This is a genomic window from Bacillus sp. RC240, assembly GCF_044907945.1.
Lineage (GTDB): Bacteria > Bacillota > Bacilli > Bacillales > Bacillaceae_G > Bacillus_A > Bacillus_A mycoides.
Map to the genome: position 1 here is coordinate 681410 of NZ_JBIYCT010000001.1, position 14247 is coordinate 695656.

At 36.8% G+C, this 14247-nt stretch carries 14 protein-coding genes and 2 pseudogenes; 12 read left to right on the forward strand and 4 right to left on the reverse strand.

Annotation, left to right across the window (positions count from 1 at the left end):
• Window positions 1-25 precede the first annotated feature (25 nt).
• The 8 genes and pseudogenes from ABH955_RS03515 (at window position 26) to ABH955_RS03550 (ending at window position 5508) form a co-directional block, all read left to right on the forward strand.
• Window positions 26-1240, forward strand: coding sequence for an MFS transporter (locus ABH955_RS03515; protein ID WP_404453366.1), 1215 nt, complete (start codon window positions 26-28; stop codon window positions 1238-1240).
• A gap of 97 nt (window positions 1241-1337) precedes the next feature.
• A complete protein-coding gene (hmoA, locus tag ABH955_RS03520) occupies window positions 1338-1664 on the forward strand; it encodes a heme-degrading monooxygenase HmoA (RefSeq protein ID WP_404453368.1) in 327 nt (108 codons plus the stop codon).
• A 184-nt stretch (window positions 1665-1848) separates the two neighbouring features.
• Window positions 1849-2286, forward strand: coding sequence for a VOC family protein (locus ABH955_RS03525; protein ID WP_000250787.1), 438 nt, complete (start codon window positions 1849-1851; stop codon window positions 2284-2286).
• A gap of 191 nt (window positions 2287-2477) precedes the next feature.
• Window positions 2478-3182, forward strand: coding sequence for a nucleotidyltransferase domain-containing protein (locus ABH955_RS03530; RefSeq protein WP_404453371.1), 705 nt, complete (start codon window positions 2478-2480; stop codon window positions 3180-3182).
• A gap of 207 nt (window positions 3183-3389) precedes the next feature.
• Window positions 3390-3809: a VOC family protein gene (locus ABH955_RS03535; protein ID WP_404490883.1), complete on the forward strand. Its 420-nt coding sequence runs from the start codon at window positions 3390-3392 to the stop codon at window positions 3807-3809.
• Window positions 3810-3956: 147 nt separating this feature from the next.
• Window positions 3957-4175 (forward strand): annotated as a pseudogene (locus tag ABH955_RS03540) (IS1595 family transposase); the annotation flags it as partial.
• Window positions 4176-4251: 76 nt separating this feature from the next.
• Window positions 4252-4533 (forward strand): hypothetical protein, encoded by a 282-nt coding sequence (locus ABH955_RS03545; protein WP_404453900.1) that lies wholly within the window; start codon window positions 4252-4254, stop codon window positions 4531-4533.
• 471 nt (window positions 4534-5004) lie between these two features.
• Entirely contained in the window at window positions 5005-5508 is a 504-nt protein-coding gene (locus ABH955_RS03550) for a GNAT family N-acetyltransferase (protein WP_404453376.1), read from the forward strand.
• A gap of 149 nt (window positions 5509-5657) precedes the next feature.
• On the opposite strand, the gene lsrF is transcribed toward ABH955_RS03550, so the two are convergent.
• The 4 genes and pseudogenes from lsrF to ABH955_RS03570 form a co-directional block, all read right to left on the reverse strand.
• Window positions 5658-6440: a 3-hydroxy-5-phosphonooxypentane-2,4-dione thiolase gene (lsrF, locus tag ABH955_RS03555; RefSeq protein WP_404453379.1), complete on the reverse strand. Its 783-nt coding sequence runs from the start codon at window positions 6438-6440 to the stop codon at window positions 5658-5660.
• A 6-nt stretch (window positions 6441-6446) separates the two neighbouring features.
• Window positions 6447-6809 (reverse strand): cupin domain-containing protein, encoded by a 363-nt coding sequence (locus tag ABH955_RS03560; RefSeq protein WP_128854276.1) that lies wholly within the window; start codon window positions 6807-6809, stop codon window positions 6447-6449.
• A gap of 176 nt (window positions 6810-6985) precedes the next feature.
• On the reverse strand, window positions 6986-8548 hold the full coding sequence (lsrK, locus tag ABH955_RS03565; RefSeq protein ID WP_404453381.1) for an autoinducer-2 kinase: 1563 nt from the start codon (window positions 8546-8548) through the stop codon (window positions 6986-6988).
• Window positions 8548-9490 (reverse strand): annotated as a pseudogene (locus tag ABH955_RS03570) (sugar-binding transcriptional regulator). The gene lsrK and the pseudogene ABH955_RS03570 overlap by 1 nt, the downstream one beginning before the upstream one ends.
• A 241-nt stretch (window positions 9491-9731) precedes the next feature.
• On the opposite strand from ABH955_RS03570, the gene ABH955_RS03575 reads away from it, so the two are divergent.
• From ABH955_RS03575 to lsrB, 4 genes are read left to right on the forward strand one after another with little or no spacing between them, the layout of a single operon-like run.
• Window positions 9732-11225, forward strand: a complete 1494-nt coding sequence (locus tag ABH955_RS03575) for a sugar ABC transporter ATP-binding protein (RefSeq protein ID WP_404453385.1) — start codon at window positions 9732-9734, stop codon at window positions 11223-11225.
• Window positions 11222-12190, forward strand: a complete 969-nt coding sequence (locus tag ABH955_RS03580) for an ABC transporter permease subunit (protein ID WP_404453388.1) — start codon at window positions 11222-11224, stop codon at window positions 12188-12190. The genes ABH955_RS03575 and ABH955_RS03580 overlap by 4 nt, the downstream gene beginning before the upstream one ends.
• The gene (locus ABH955_RS03585) at window positions 12187-13185 is read left to right on the forward strand and encodes an ABC transporter permease (protein ID WP_002189993.1); all 999 of its coding nucleotides are present in this window, start codon (window positions 12187-12189) and stop codon (window positions 13183-13185) included. Before ABH955_RS03580 ends, ABH955_RS03585 begins: the two co-directional genes overlap by 4 nt.
• Window positions 13182-14225: an autoinducer 2 ABC transporter substrate-binding protein LsrB gene (gene lsrB, locus ABH955_RS03590; protein ID WP_404453391.1), complete on the forward strand. Its 1044-nt coding sequence runs from the start codon at window positions 13182-13184 to the stop codon at window positions 14223-14225. Before ABH955_RS03585 ends, lsrB begins: the two co-directional genes overlap by 4 nt.
• Window positions 14226-14247 lie beyond the last annotated feature (22 nt).

Consider the following 14247-nt stretch of genomic DNA (forward strand, 5'->3'; position numbering starts at 1 on the left):
TTAATAGAAAAGTTGGTGAGCTATAGTGAAAAGTGTATTGAAAAACCGTTCATTCTTTTATATGTGGATTGGTAGTGCAATTTCAGAATTAGGCGGGGCTTTCGGGACGTTATGTAATTCAATTCTTGTATATGAGTTAACAGGATCGAAAACAGCATTAAGCAGTATGTGGTTACTATATCTAATTCCTTCTCTCATACTGCAACTTATAAGTGGCCCATTTATTGATAAATGGAGCCGAAAGTGGATTATGATTTTTTCGCAATGGATGCGGGCATCTGTTTTCTTACTGCCTTTGGCGATGCTAGTTACTAGCAGTATAGAAGTTTGGCACATTTACGTTGTCCAAATTATAGTTGGTATCATTACGCCTCTTTATACCCCTGCGAGCCAAGCGATTACACCAACTGTTGTGAATAAAGAGCAGCTTCAAGACGCGAATGCGTATATTGATGGAATGACTCGTCTTATGATGTTTCTCGCGCCAGTAATAGGTGGTATCGTCATTAAATTTATTGGAATCGAACTTACGCTATCTTTCGTATGTATGTGTTTATTTATAAGCGGAGGATTATTGCTTTTCATAAAAGAAAAGAGGGTACAGCAAGAACTTAGAAAAACGTGGCTAGAAGAGTTTCTTCACGGCTTTACATACTTTTTCGCAAAACCAGTTATCGTTTGGCTTGGTATCTTTCTAACATTCGTTCAATTTGGAGTAGGAGTAACGATGGTTACGAATCTTCCTTATATTAAAGATGAACTATCGGCAGGGTATGCTGAATACGGTTATTTTATGGCAGGATTCCCACTTGGCTATGTAGTTGGTTCCATGTTAGTTGGGAAAGTGAAGTATAGAAGCCGTAGATTACTTATGCTTGGAGGATTATTCGTAGGGGGCCTTACTTACATTTCACTAGGTTTAAATAATAGTATTATTATTGCGATTGTAATCGAGGTAATTGCTGGTATTTGTATTTCATTTTTCAATGTTCATAATACGACGATATGCCAACAAACTGTCCCAAATAATATGATAGGAAAAGTATTTTCAGTGCGATTATTTTTCATACGATCGGCAATGCCATTAGGTGTGTTATTAGGGGGAATACTGAGTGAAATGTGGGGAGTGAGAGTACTATACTTTATCATTGGCTCGATTATATGTGTCACTTCTTTAATAGGAATATTGCTTCCGTATTTCAAATTTTTAGATGAGGCGATTGAGGAGAAATCTGCATAATGCTAAAGATTCGAAACTTTATAATTGAAAATAATTATCATAATCAATTATAATAGAAGAATACTAGTATTCGTATTACAAAGAGGGAGTGGAATATATGTTTATCGAAACGAAGACATTTACAGTAAAAGAAGGTACATCTAATATAGTTGTAGAGCGTTTCACAGGAGAAGGAATTATTGAAAAATTTGAAGGATTCATCGACTTAAGTGTTCTCGTTAAAAAAGTAAGACGCGGAGACGAAGAAGTTGTAGTTATGATTCGCTGGGAATCGGAAGAAGCATGGAAGAACTGGGAAACGAGTGAAGAGCACTTAGCTGGACATAGAGCGGGCCGCGGTAAGCCAAAACCAGATCATATCATTAAGGTTGAGCACGGGGTTTATTATGTGAAATCATCGAAATCGACTTATCAACAGTCGTAAAAATACATTTGTTTAATTATATTCTTTCGAATAAATAACCATCTATCTGCTTACTGATAGATGGTTATTTATATTGAATAAAGAGAATGATTCGCCTGTGATGTAAGAAGAATTAACGGACAGGTTAAAACTAGAAATGTTATAATATAAACTCGATCAGTGAGTAAGATTAGGAGGGACAATAATGGTTCAATCGATAGTTCATATTGCATTAGTAGTAAAAGACTATGACGAGGCAATAGAGTTTTATACAAAGAAACTAAATTTCACATTAGTTGAAGATATTTATCAGCCAGAAGAAAACAAACGGTGGGTAGTGGTATCTCCTCCAGGTTCAGTCGGCACCACAATATTACTAGCCAGGGCATCTAAACCTGAACAAGAGCCCTTTATTGGTAACCAATCAGGTGGTAGAGTTTTTCTTTTCTTAAATACTGACGATTTTTGGAGAGATTATAATGAAATGATTTCAAGAGGAATAGAATTTGTGAGAGAACCGAAAGAGCAATCATATGGAATTGTGGCAGTGTTTAAGGATTTATACGGGAATTTATGGGACCTCCTGCAACTAAAAGATGATCACCCAATTGCACAAAGAATTAATAGAAAGCAATGCGACTAAGCATTTCACATGTATGTGAAAATAAAATAGAGCTCGGTATGTAAAAATTAGCAGTGTTTATAATGGAAATGTATGAGAAAAAATATAATTCAATATCGTTTAAAAGGTGTTTGCGTATTTTAGAAACTGAGAAATATCGATATATTCTTATAGGAATTCTATTACGTGCTCAATAACTTTGGAGGGTAAAAATGATAGAAAATCTTTCATTTATTACATATGAAAATCATAAAGAGTTAGTACATAAAATTCTAAATGAATATATAGCTAGGAATGAAGAGAGTGGATTAATGCTCATCGGATCTATAGCAAGAGGTGACGCATACCCCGAATCCGATTTAGATTTATACGTTCTTTTAGAGAATGGACAAAAGAAAGATTTTCATTCTGAAAAGAGAGAAGGTATTTTAATTGAATATAAGTATGCAGACTTTAAAAGAATTCAATTAAACTTTAAAAATAATCCAATGGAATTATACTCTTTTCTAGAAGGAGAAATTTTATTTGATAGTAACGGTGAGTTGAAAAGGTTAAAGGAAATAGCTCAACATAATTATGAAAATTATGCTGTTTCTAGTGATAAAGTAAAAAGCATTTCTCATTGGTTAAATAGTTCGCTTATTAAAATTCAGGCTGCTTTGAAAGTGAAAGATGAGTTAAAAGCTTCATACATAGTTCACACATCAATGTGGACATTACTAGAGGGAATATGGGCTATTAATAACAAGCCGACACCTCCAGCTGGATCTGCTTTAAGGTATATTCAAGCATTATCTATTAAACCGAATAATTTTGATGATTTACTTAATAAAGTGTTTTTAGGAGATACGACAGAGCGAATCTCTTCAGCAATTTCCTTGATTGAGTGGATTTTACTTAATTTGGAGAATAAATAATATGGCTATAACACTTGTCAAATTATATAGGTAAATCGATACTCCATGTCGAATTGTTCATATGATTGCATTCCTTTCGAAAAACGTTCTAAGCTATAGGAAAAAGCATAAGACTATAAAAAAGTCTTAGACGGTATATCTTTCTTTACATATGTAAGTGTTATCAATATGAGTATATATACCCTCTGCTTAAAAGGAGATGAGTAAATGAAGTTAAATCATTTGAATCTATGTGTCGATGATTTATCAGAAGCTAGACATTTCTTTGAAACATTTTTTGATTTTCAATTTTTGGAGCAAAAGGGAAAGGCACTAGTAGTGATGAGTGATGAGAGTGGATTTATACTTGTGCTAAGCGATCCAAAAGCATTTAAGGGGAATAAGGAAGTTATGTATCCGGAAGCTTTTCATATTGGTTTTTTAGTGGATAATTCAAGTGAAGTTGATCATGCATATAATCGTTTAGTAGCTGGTGGCATTGAAATAGACAAGGAACCGTATGCAATGAGAGGTAGTAGTTATGGTTTTTATTTTACAATGTTTAATGGATTGTTAATTGAAGTGTCTTGCCTTGACTATAGAGATGGTAAGAAAGTTTCAAAACTGAATGGCACTCATCAAGAATAATTCTTTGAAGGTGTATATATAGCCCCTTATCCAGTTTGGAAAGGGGCTTGTTCATTTTATTCGCTTTTTTAATGGAACACCCAAGTGAAAAATAAGCATCTTTTAGTCAAAAATCTGACTTGTGAGACAGCTTCTTTATTAACCTATAATGTAAATGGTCTCCATTCTCGTATGAAACAATGGATAGACCGATTTAAAGGCGTGGTTACAAAAGATCTCGATAACTATCTCGTTTGATTTTTATTTATTGATAGTTGCAGTAACGAAAGCACTAAACACAATATAAAAGAGTTTCTCCTATCGTCATTTGTATATGAAATGATTGATACGTATGAGAGCTTACGTTTATTTAAATTTATTGTGTAATTGTTCATTCTTATGCAACAAAAAATAATTATCGTTTCTTTCTTAAAATGATAAAATTATATTTGGAGGTTAAATTATCAAAAAATTCAGTGTATTTTCAATAGTCTTGATGTTTGTGGGGATATTATTATTCGGATTAAATTGGATAATAGATGGATATTCTGAGCCGGTTGTCCTTTTTAGTTTTATTTCTTTTTTAGTTGGAATTGTACTAAGTTTTATAGCAGTTGCTAAACGGGAAAAAGGAACATTAAAATTCATATCACTTATTTCTTTCTTCGTTGTGATGCTTTTAATTACTTGGTTTGAACCATTTCAGGTACTTCGAATTATTACTTGGCTAAAAAATGTCTCTTAACAGCGAAAAGTCGAAAGTATAAAAACGGGAAACCCTTATATTTGGGTTTCCCTCTAATTTACTCAATTTTCAATATTAAAATTTAGCAGAGCCAAAAATATAAATATTAAGCGTGAAAATAGTAAGGATACACCGATTATGGCAGAAAATTAGTGGGAGTTTATCATTATTTTAAGAAATAGAGGAAGATTTCTTATAGGATAAGTGAAAATCTAAAACAAATTATTTATGAACGAGAGTGTAGTCACTTTAAACCAACTGTTGTAGATTTTAAATAAAGTTTGATAAAAAGGACTATTTTGTAGGGGAATTGTTTATGCATAAAAGAATACTAATTTTTTGTATACTGTTTCTGTAAACTTTCGCGAGGGTTGGAAAATAGATTTGCAAATCAATCGGGTTTCCAATCTGATGTGGTGATGAGGTACGAAACTATTATGAGTGCAGTGAAATAACTAGGAGGTTTTCACTATGACAACTTCATATAAAGCTATGGCGTTCCAGCTGAAAACTGAACGACTTGACCTGAATATGTGGGAGGAATCCGATGCAGTCTGGCTGAGAAAATTAATTGGCGAACGTGGTGTGGACGTGCCAACCATTGACTCCGTTCGTAGCGATCTTATCGAGATGCATAAGAGAGCAACCGAAAATGGCATTTCCCTTCTCACGATTCGTAGGCGAGACGAAGGAGATTTTATCGGATACTGTGGCTTGATTATCGGTCGTTCCACGCTTGAAGAGCCGGAAATTGCATACGAGTTGTTCCGCAGTGTTCATCGTAATGGTTATGCGACTGAGGCAGCATCCGCTGTGCTGGAGGCTGCGATTGCTACTGGGCGCCACAGACTTTGGTCAACTGTAGGTGCTTGGAATGTTGCGTCCTTCCGGGTACTAGAAAAGATAGGATTTGAGCGGCATCACAGTACGTGGGACGAGCGCGGTGAGATTGTTTGGAACGTACGCGATCTGTAGAGATCCTGACTAAATTCGGAACAATGAAAAATGTAAAATGTAAAAGAAAGCCCATATGTTAGATTACTCAGTCATCTAACATATGGGCTTTTCTTTATAGTAGAATATTAAATTTTTGTATATTTAAGTGTAATAGTCTGTCTTTCACATTAATTTTTTACATCATCATATAATTCCAGCGCCTCTTTCACATTCAATCTATTTTTCACAATGCCATGTATCGCTTGAATCATCGCAGCCGGATGTTCGGACTGCCATATGTTTCGGCCCATGTCTACTCCGATTGCACCTTCTTGCAGCGCATTGTACGTAATGTTTAATGCGTCTTCGATTGAATCTAGTTTCGGTCCTCCCGCGATTACGACTGGAGCAGGGCATGTGCTTGTGATTTTTTCGAATCCTTCGCAGTAGTACGTTTTAATAATATCAGCTCCCATTTCAACACATACGCGGGAGGCGAGTGCTAGAAAGCGAGCTTCACGTTTTTGTAGTTCTTTCGCAACGGCGGTAATACCGAGTACTGGCAGGCCGTAATCGTGAGCTTCAGAGACTACGTTTGCGAGATTTGAAACAGTTTGTGTTTCAAAGTCTGATCCAACAAAGACAGAAACGCCGACGCCAATTGCGTTTTGTTTTACTGCTTCTTTCACAGGTGTAACAATTGTTTCATTCGCTAAATCTTTGCCTACTACAGTTGCCCCGCCTGATACACGCATAACCATCGGTGTGTTGCAGTTTTCAGGAATACAGGAACTTAATACGCCTCGTGTTAAAAAGAGGGAGTCAGTATATGGAAGCAAGTTTTTAACTGTTTCTAACGGTTGTTCAAGTCCGTGAATTGGCCCTAAAAAGTAGCCGTGATCTATCGCTAACATAACCGCTCTGCCGTCAGGTAAAATTGTGTTTAATCGATTTTTAAATCCCCAAGTCATTAGGAATCACTCCTTCGTTAATGTTGGATTTTCAGTTTGTACAGTATCTTTATTTGGTAAATGTGGTGACTTTATAAAAACAGCTTTAAAAGGCTTATCGGAATGGTTAATAAGATAATGAGATTCATGAGGGCGAATTTGCAAGACATCACCTTGTTTGATCGGAACTCTCTCGTTATTCACATAGAAATCTATTTCGCCTTCTAACGCATAGAAGACTTCTTCGCACGTTGTATGATAGTGATTTTGAAACTCTTGCCCAGGCTGAATGACGACAAGCCCAAGATCAATATTCGGACCTTGTATTAAATATTTCGGGCCGTTATCACCGAAGCGATAGGAGAAATCATTTTCATTCGCTTTTAACATACATTTCACTCCTTTATCCCGCGTTAACGGGCAGTAAAACTCCCATCTCAAAAATTGGCTGGAGCAAAGAAGTTAGGGGGAAGTCAACTGCCCGTAAACGCCCGATTGGTTCAACTAATAATCAGTGGGGGAGGAACAAAACCCCCACTGATTAAAGTTTCACTTTATGTAATGTGTTACAGAGCACCGGGTGCAATCCACATATGTGAGGTGAGCCCTTTATCGGCTAAAGCGAGCTGACTGTTATACACAGTTTTCCATGTTTCATAGAATTCCTTATATAGTTCATGATTTTCAGTGACTGGCTCAAATGTTTTTTCCCACTGTACAAATTGTTCGGCAGTCTCTGCCATAGATGAATATATGCCAGCACCAACCCCAGCGGCAATTGCCGTACCTAAAGCAGCGGCTTCTTTTACAACGGGTACTTTAACAGAGATTCCGAGGACATCTGCTAAGATTTGTGGCCAAAGTTTTCCTTTAGCAGCGCCGCCAGCAAAAATCACTTCAGAAGGAAATTTACCTGTGAGAGCCTCTATTAATTTCAAGTTGCCGAATGTAACGAAGGCGGCATTTTCTTCTATTGCCCGGAACATTTCTTTTTTACCGCATTTTTCAGCATCTAAACTTAAATTTAAAAAGGATGGTGCAGCATGTCGCCAAGAAATATAATTCATTACATTTGAAAAAGTGGGGATTATGCCATGTGAGCCTACAGGAACTTCTTTCGCTTGTTCTTCTAGTAATTCATAAGCCTCTATACTGAGTTTTTCAGCGAGCCGTTTTTCTTCATGGCAAAAGGCATCTCGAAACCACCTCATAACAAGGCCAGGGAAGAAAGCGATTGTTTCGTATTGCCATAGGTTAGGAATGACGTGGCAATTAACACGAATCGCCGCATTTGGATCAGTTTCTGGTTTTGTTATATTTACTTCTTGTTGCCAAAAACTGCCCCCACATATAAATGTTTGTTCAGGCTTTACAACTCCAGTTCCAAGCGATGCCATTTGTGCATCTCCGCCGCCAGCAACGACCGGTGTTCCTTCATGTAATCCTGTTAATTCAGCACTTCGTTTTGTGATATTCCCAATAGTTGTACCAGCTTCATTTACTTTTGGAGAAAAGGCTAGAGTAAGACCGCATTGCTCAGCGATGGAGTTATCCCAAGCTCTATTTTGTAAATCGAATATACCGGACGTACATCCATTTGAAGAATCAATTTGCAGTACGCCGCACAATTTATATAAAATCCAATCGTTTAACATCGTAAAGGAATGAATGTTTTTGTACACGTCTGGTTCATGTTTTTTAATCCAAAGTAAGCGAGGTAAAGCACCTAACGAAAAAGTTTGACCGGATTTTCTATATAAATCTTCTTCAATTTCGGAACGTATTTGTTTTAGTTCACTAACTTCCGCTGATGCGCGGCCATCAACATTTGCACAAGCCCATATTTCTTGCCCGTTTTTATCGTATAAAACAAAGCCTTCGCGCATGCTCGTTGCACTAATACCTTTAATAGAAGAGGAGGACGTATTACTTTTTTGAAGAACCTCTTTCGTACATTGTTGAACGAGCTGCCAGTTTTCAGTTACATCAAAATTCATAGAACCAGGGTAACGACTATCTGATTTATGAATCCATTCTTTTTGACTAACAGCAAGTTGATTACCGCTTAAATCAAAAAGAACTGCTCGAATGCTCCCTGTACCAGCGTCGTAAGCTAATAGAGTAGACATTAAGAGTCACCTTCCTTTCTTAATAAGGAGAGGGCAGTTTCTTCATCGGTAATTAATGTATGAATGAACTTTCCTTTTAAGGCGCCGTAAATTGCAGCTATCTTTTCCGTACCGCCAGCTACACCAACGACATGTTTCATATTTTGAAGAACAGAGAGTGGTGTGCCGATAAGACGGTTATGATGGGGAAGTTCTAATTGTTTTCCGTCAGTATTATAAAATTGCCCTAAAATATCTCCAGCCCCGTTTTGACTACGTATATAAGTCATTTCACGTAGTGTTAATTTTTCTTCTTTCACAATTGTGGCGTCTTGAGATAAGCTGCCAATGCCAACTACTGCTGTATGAGCGAGTGAAGCGACGTGAAGCGACGTGAAGCATATCTTTCACGCTCGGTTCAGATAGAATAATTTGTGTCATTTCATTTGTAGATGTAAGAAAAGGGGTAGGAATAATATGAAGATCGCCTTGCATGTAGTTTAAATAGCTTTGATTTCTTGGAATATAGTGATTTACGCCTCCTGTAAGAGTAACGATTGAAAGACTCATAGAGCTATCAAAATGAATGTTTTCTAGCATTTTACTTATCGTCTCTCCCCAGCCAATCCCAAGTAAATCACCTTGTTGCAATTGAGTTTCTAAATATTGTGCGGCAGCTTTTCCGAGTGAAAATGCATAATCCTCAGGTGGAGTTGGAATAACGAAAGCATCTTTTAGATGGAATTTTTTCATAAGGTCACGTTCGATGCTTAAACAGTGCAAACCAGTACCTTTTATGTGAAATGTGACGACACCTTCCGTCCGTGCTTTATCTAACAACCGAACGACTTTATTTCTTGAAATGTGAAGAAGTGAAGCAATTTCTTGCTGGGTTAGTTGATCTTTATAATAGTACCAAGCTACTTTTGTTAACAAATTGTCTTCAAAGCTCAGCTGTGACATGCTCTTCATCCCTTTCAACAATTGACCACTGCTTAAACATATGTGTTCGTTATTTTGTTTATTCCAGTTGAAGCGATAAAGTGAAACTTTAATCAGTGTAGGGTTTCATCCCCACACTGATAATTGGCCCAGTGAAAAAAGTGTTCTAGATATGAAAAAAGAAATATACAATGCTACAAAACAAGTAGAACAAAAAATTATTTTCTCAAAAAATGTTCTGCATAAAGGCAGGTGACAACATGTGGAGAGCGTGCCCTTATTACAAGTTACAAAGATGAGTAAATCATTTGCAGATCAACTCGTATTAAAAGAAGTCAATTTACAATTAGAGCGTGGAGATATATACGCTTTAGTTGGAGGAAATGGTGCCGGGAAATCAATGTTAACGAAAATACTAACGGGCTTGTATTCATACGATGCTGGCAAAATGTATGTGAAGGGGGAAATACAAAAGTTTTCAAACACAGCAGAAGCGCATCAACATGGTATTTACTTAATACCACAAGAACCGCTCATTTTTCCTCATATGACAATTGAAGAGAACATTCGTATCGGAATGAAAGCGAACAAGAAAGAACTGCGAAATAAAATTAATAAGTTGCTAGAAGAATTAGGGTGGAACATTCAACTTCATGATCTAGGGTTATCGTTATCCATTGCCCAGCAACAATTAGTAGAAATATTGAGAGGATTAATAAGGGAAGCTGAGATTCTTATTTTAGATGAGCCAACATCGACATTAACAACTCACGAAATTAAGAGTCTTTTTGTATTGATAAAAAGTTTAAGAGAAAAAGGAATTGGAATGATATATATTACGCATCGTTTTCCAGAAATCTTTGAAATTGCAAATAAAGTAGCGATTTTACGTGACGGAATGATTGTAAGTCAAGGTGATGTATCAAGGTATACATATGACATGCTAATGGAGGGGTTATTGCCGAAAGGTTATAGACTTGAGGAGAAGAAAGAAATTGCACATAAAGAAATAGAGCCTTCGGAAATAATATTAGATGTCACGAATGCGTCAAGCTATGCGTTTCAAAATGTATCATTTACTGTACACGCTGGAGAAGTTGTTGGGATTGCTGGGATCGTTGGATCAGGTAGGACTGAACTAGCTGAATCGTTATGTGGATTAAAGCCTTTGAAATCAGGTTCTGTTTTATTAGATAGGAAATCCATTACAAAGTATTCGGTACATAAGCGAATAAAGGAAGGTATGGTGTATGTACCGGAGGATCGAGCAGGGAGTGGTATTTTTTCAATTGCGTCTGTTAAGGAAAATATAACATCTGCATCTTTAAACAGTATGAGTAGCTTCTTTTTAAATAACAAAAAAGAAAGCGCTTTATCCGAATTGTATATAAAACAGTTTAGAATTGTTGTCCCTCATATGAATGAGAAAATGACGTCTTTATCAGGTGGGAACCAACAGAAGGTCGTGCTAGCGAAATATCTTGCATGTAATCCGAAAGTGATTATTCTTGATGAACCGACCCGTGGTATTGATGCGAAAGCAAGATTAGAAGTATACGAAACGATACAAAGTTTGAAGAGAAAGGGACTTGCGCTCATATTAATTTCTTCAGATATGGAAGAAATCGCTCAATTAGCGAATCGTGTTTATGTGATGAGAAACGGAGCATTCGTCTCTCATTTGGAGAAGAAGGAAATTTGTATTGATGAAGTTACACGCCTTGCGTACGGAGGAAATGGAGGTGTAACCGAGTGAACCGTTTATTTAAAATGCATGAGACGTCTATTATTATTTTATTACTTCTTTACATAGCCTTCGTTGGAGTGATGAATCCTAGTTTTGTTCAGTTTAGCTCTTTATCTTTAATTATGAAATCAAGCGTTATTTTAGTTATTTTGGCAATTGGTCAATCTTTCGTATTGTTTACGAAAAATATAGATGTATCAGTAGGATCTATTATGGGATTAAGCGCTGCGGTTTGCGGGATGTTGTTAACGGATGGTTACAATGCTTTCTTTTCAGTACTTGTGGCAATTATACTTGGCGCACTAATTGGCCTGGTAAACGGAATTGGCGTTACGAAATTTCGAGTGCCAGCTATCATTATGACATTAGGAATGCTCGGTATTATTAGAGGTGCAATGTTACTATTCACGGGCGGAAAGTGGATTGAAGATATTCCGAATGAGTATAAACAAATTTCTTCTATTATGATGTTAGGCATTCCGGTAACGGTATGGACCGTTCTTATCATATTACTACTACTATATTTCTTTTTAATGAAAGTACAAATTGGAAGATATTTTTATGCGGTCGGTGATAATGAAGATGGTGCAAGGCTTATTGGAATACATGTAGATAAAGTGAAAATATACGCGTTTATCATATCAGGCATAAGCGCTGGGCTCGCTGGATGTATATTCGTAATGAATATTGGATTCGTTCCAAATCAAACAGGTACAGGGATAGAATTGCAAGTTATCGCCGCTGCTGTTTTAGGTGGTATACATTTAAAAGGAGGAACAGGTTCTATATTTGGAGCGGCATTAGGTGCATTTTTTTTAGAAGTGATAAGCAGTTCACTCGTCTTTTTAAAAATACCTGCATTTTGGAATAGTGCTATTTCAGGATTTTTACTTTTACTCATCATCATATTAGATAGTGTCTTAAAAAAATGGAAGAAACTCCGGCAACTAGAAGAAAGAAGGGTGAATCTATGAGGGGAATACGTAGCTTGTATAGATGGGAAGGGGTTCTTCTCATATTGCTTCTCGTAGAACTCATTCTCTTTAGTTTCATAAATAGTGATTTCTTAAACATTAGTAACCTCCTTTTTAGTATGAACGATTTCCTCATTATTTCAATCGCGGCTATTCCGATGACATTTGTCATTGTAACTGGTGGAATTGATGTATCAGTAGGATCTATTATGGGGCTTACTTCGATTCTTATCGGAGCACTTTGGATGAATGGCATGCCTATACTGTTGGCCGTTATCATTGCGCTCGTAATAAGTTGCATAGCGGGCGGATTAAATGGACTTATTATAAAAATGACAGATGTAGAACCTCTTGTCGTTACACTTGGAACGATGTTTTTATATGCAGGAATCGCCCTTGTTATTTCAGGTGGTTCGGGTGCAGCGGGCTATGAAGGAATAAGTGGTTTACCAGATTCGTATGTGCAAATGGCAAATGGTAGTTTTATCGGTATACCTAATCTATTATGGCTCCTTGTCATTTTAACGATAGTATTTACGATATTGTTTCACCGTACAACATATGGTCGCTACGCAAAATTAACTGGCGCAAATGAAAGTACGGCGAGATATTCCGGCATTCGAACGAAGAAAGTAGTGATTATTGCTTACGTACTTTCTGGGTTAGGAGGTGGATTAGGAGGAGCTTTCTTAACAGCGTATTTCGGTTCAGCTCGTGCAGATATTGGAAGTGAAACGATTTTGCCAGTAATTACGGCAGTTGTATTAGGCGGCACACTTATTACAGGCGGAAAAGGGAGTATTATTGGGACAGTACTAGCGAGTATTTTTATAGGACTCATGCAGTACGGTTTGCAAATGACGGGCTTAACGAATGAACAATCTAATGTAGTAATAGGTATTATCCTTATTGTTTCTGTTATTATGAGACATTTCAAATTACAACGATTCACTACGGGGAAAAGAAGGAATTTGCATAAGGGGGAAATGTCATGAAGAGAAAACTGGGGATTGTTATTATTATGTGTATTTGTTTAATCGGTTTAATTGCTTGTTCTAGCCAAACAGCGGATAAGAAAAAAGCAGATGATGTGAAATTTGCATTCATTCCGAAATTAACAGGAGTTGGCTTCTTCACATCAGGCGGTGAAGGTGCAAAAGAGATGGGGGATAAGTTAGGTGTACAAGTGAAGTATGATGGACCGTCTGAGGCGAGCGTATCAGGGCAAGTAAAATATATAAACAATTTTATTAACCAAAACTATGATGCGATTATGGTTTCATCTACGTCAGTTGATGGTCTCTCGCAATCATTACAACGTGCAAAGAAAAAGGGGATGACTGTATTAACGTGGGATTCTGATGTAAATCCGAAAGACCGTTCATTTTATATTAGTCAAGGTACACCAGACCAACTTGCAAATTTATTAATTGAAATGACTTCTAAGCAAATTGGGGATAAAGGAAAAGTAGCATTCTTTTATTCTAGCCCAACAGTAACAGATCAAAACCAATGGGTAACGGAAGCAAAAGAAATTATTAAAAAGAAATATCCGAACTGGGAAATTGTAACGACGCAGTACGGTGAAAATAATGCACAAAAGTCTTTGTCAGTAGGGGAGAACATATTAAAAACGTATCCGGATATTAACGCAGTAATATGTCCAGATGCAACGGCACTTCCAGCAATGGCGCAAGCGGCTGAGAACTTAAAAATGGATAAGAAAGTAGTCGTAACGGGATTTTCGACACCGAACGTTATGCGTGATTATGTAAAACGAGGAACAGTACAACAATTTGGATTATGGGATGTAAAACAACAAGGTGCCCTCGCAACGTATGTTGCAAATGAAATTGTTGTAAAAGGGAAGAAGTTAAAAGTCGGGGATAGCTTTGAAGTAAAAGGAATCGGAAAAGTGAAAGTAGAGCCGAACTCTATTCAAGGGTATGACTATGAGGCAGACGGAAATGGTATTATCGTATTACCTGAACGAGTTGTATTTACGAAAGATAATATCGATAAGTATAATTTCTAGTAGAAAATAAAAACGTCCGAAT

Coding starts and splice junctions, on each gene's coding strand:
- hmoA (WP_404453368.1), top strand. CDS start 1,338: ATGTTTATCGAAACGAAGACATTTACAGTAAAAGAAGGTACATCTAAT.
- ABH955_RS03525 (WP_000250787.1), top strand. CDS start 1,849: ATGGTTCAATCGATAGTTCATATTGCATTAGTAGTAAAAGACTATGAC.
- ABH955_RS03530 (WP_404453371.1), top strand. CDS start 2,478: ATGATAGAAAATCTTTCATTTATTACATATGAAAATCATAAAGAGTTA.
- ABH955_RS03535 (WP_404490883.1), top strand. CDS start 3,390: ATGAAGTTAAATCATTTGAATCTATGTGTCGATGATTTATCAGAAGCT.
- ABH955_RS03550 (WP_404453376.1), top strand. CDS start 5,005: ATGACAACTTCATATAAAGCTATGGCGTTCCAGCTGAAAACTGAACGA.
- lsrF (WP_404453379.1), bottom strand. CDS start 6,440: ATGACTTGGGGATTTAAAAATCGATTAAACACAATTTTACCTGACGGC.
- ABH955_RS03560 (WP_128854276.1), bottom strand. CDS start 6,809: ATGTTAAAAGCGAATGAAAATGATTTCTCCTATCGCTTCGGTGATAAC.
- lsrK (WP_404453381.1), bottom strand. CDS start 8,548: ATGTCTACTCTATTAGCTTACGACGCTGGTACAGGGAGCATTCGAGCA.
- ABH955_RS03585 (WP_002189993.1), top strand. CDS start 12,187: ATGAGGGGAATACGTAGCTTGTATAGATGGGAAGGGGTTCTTCTCATA.
- lsrB (WP_404453391.1), top strand. CDS start 13,182: ATGAAGAGAAAACTGGGGATTGTTATTATTATGTGTATTTGTTTAATC.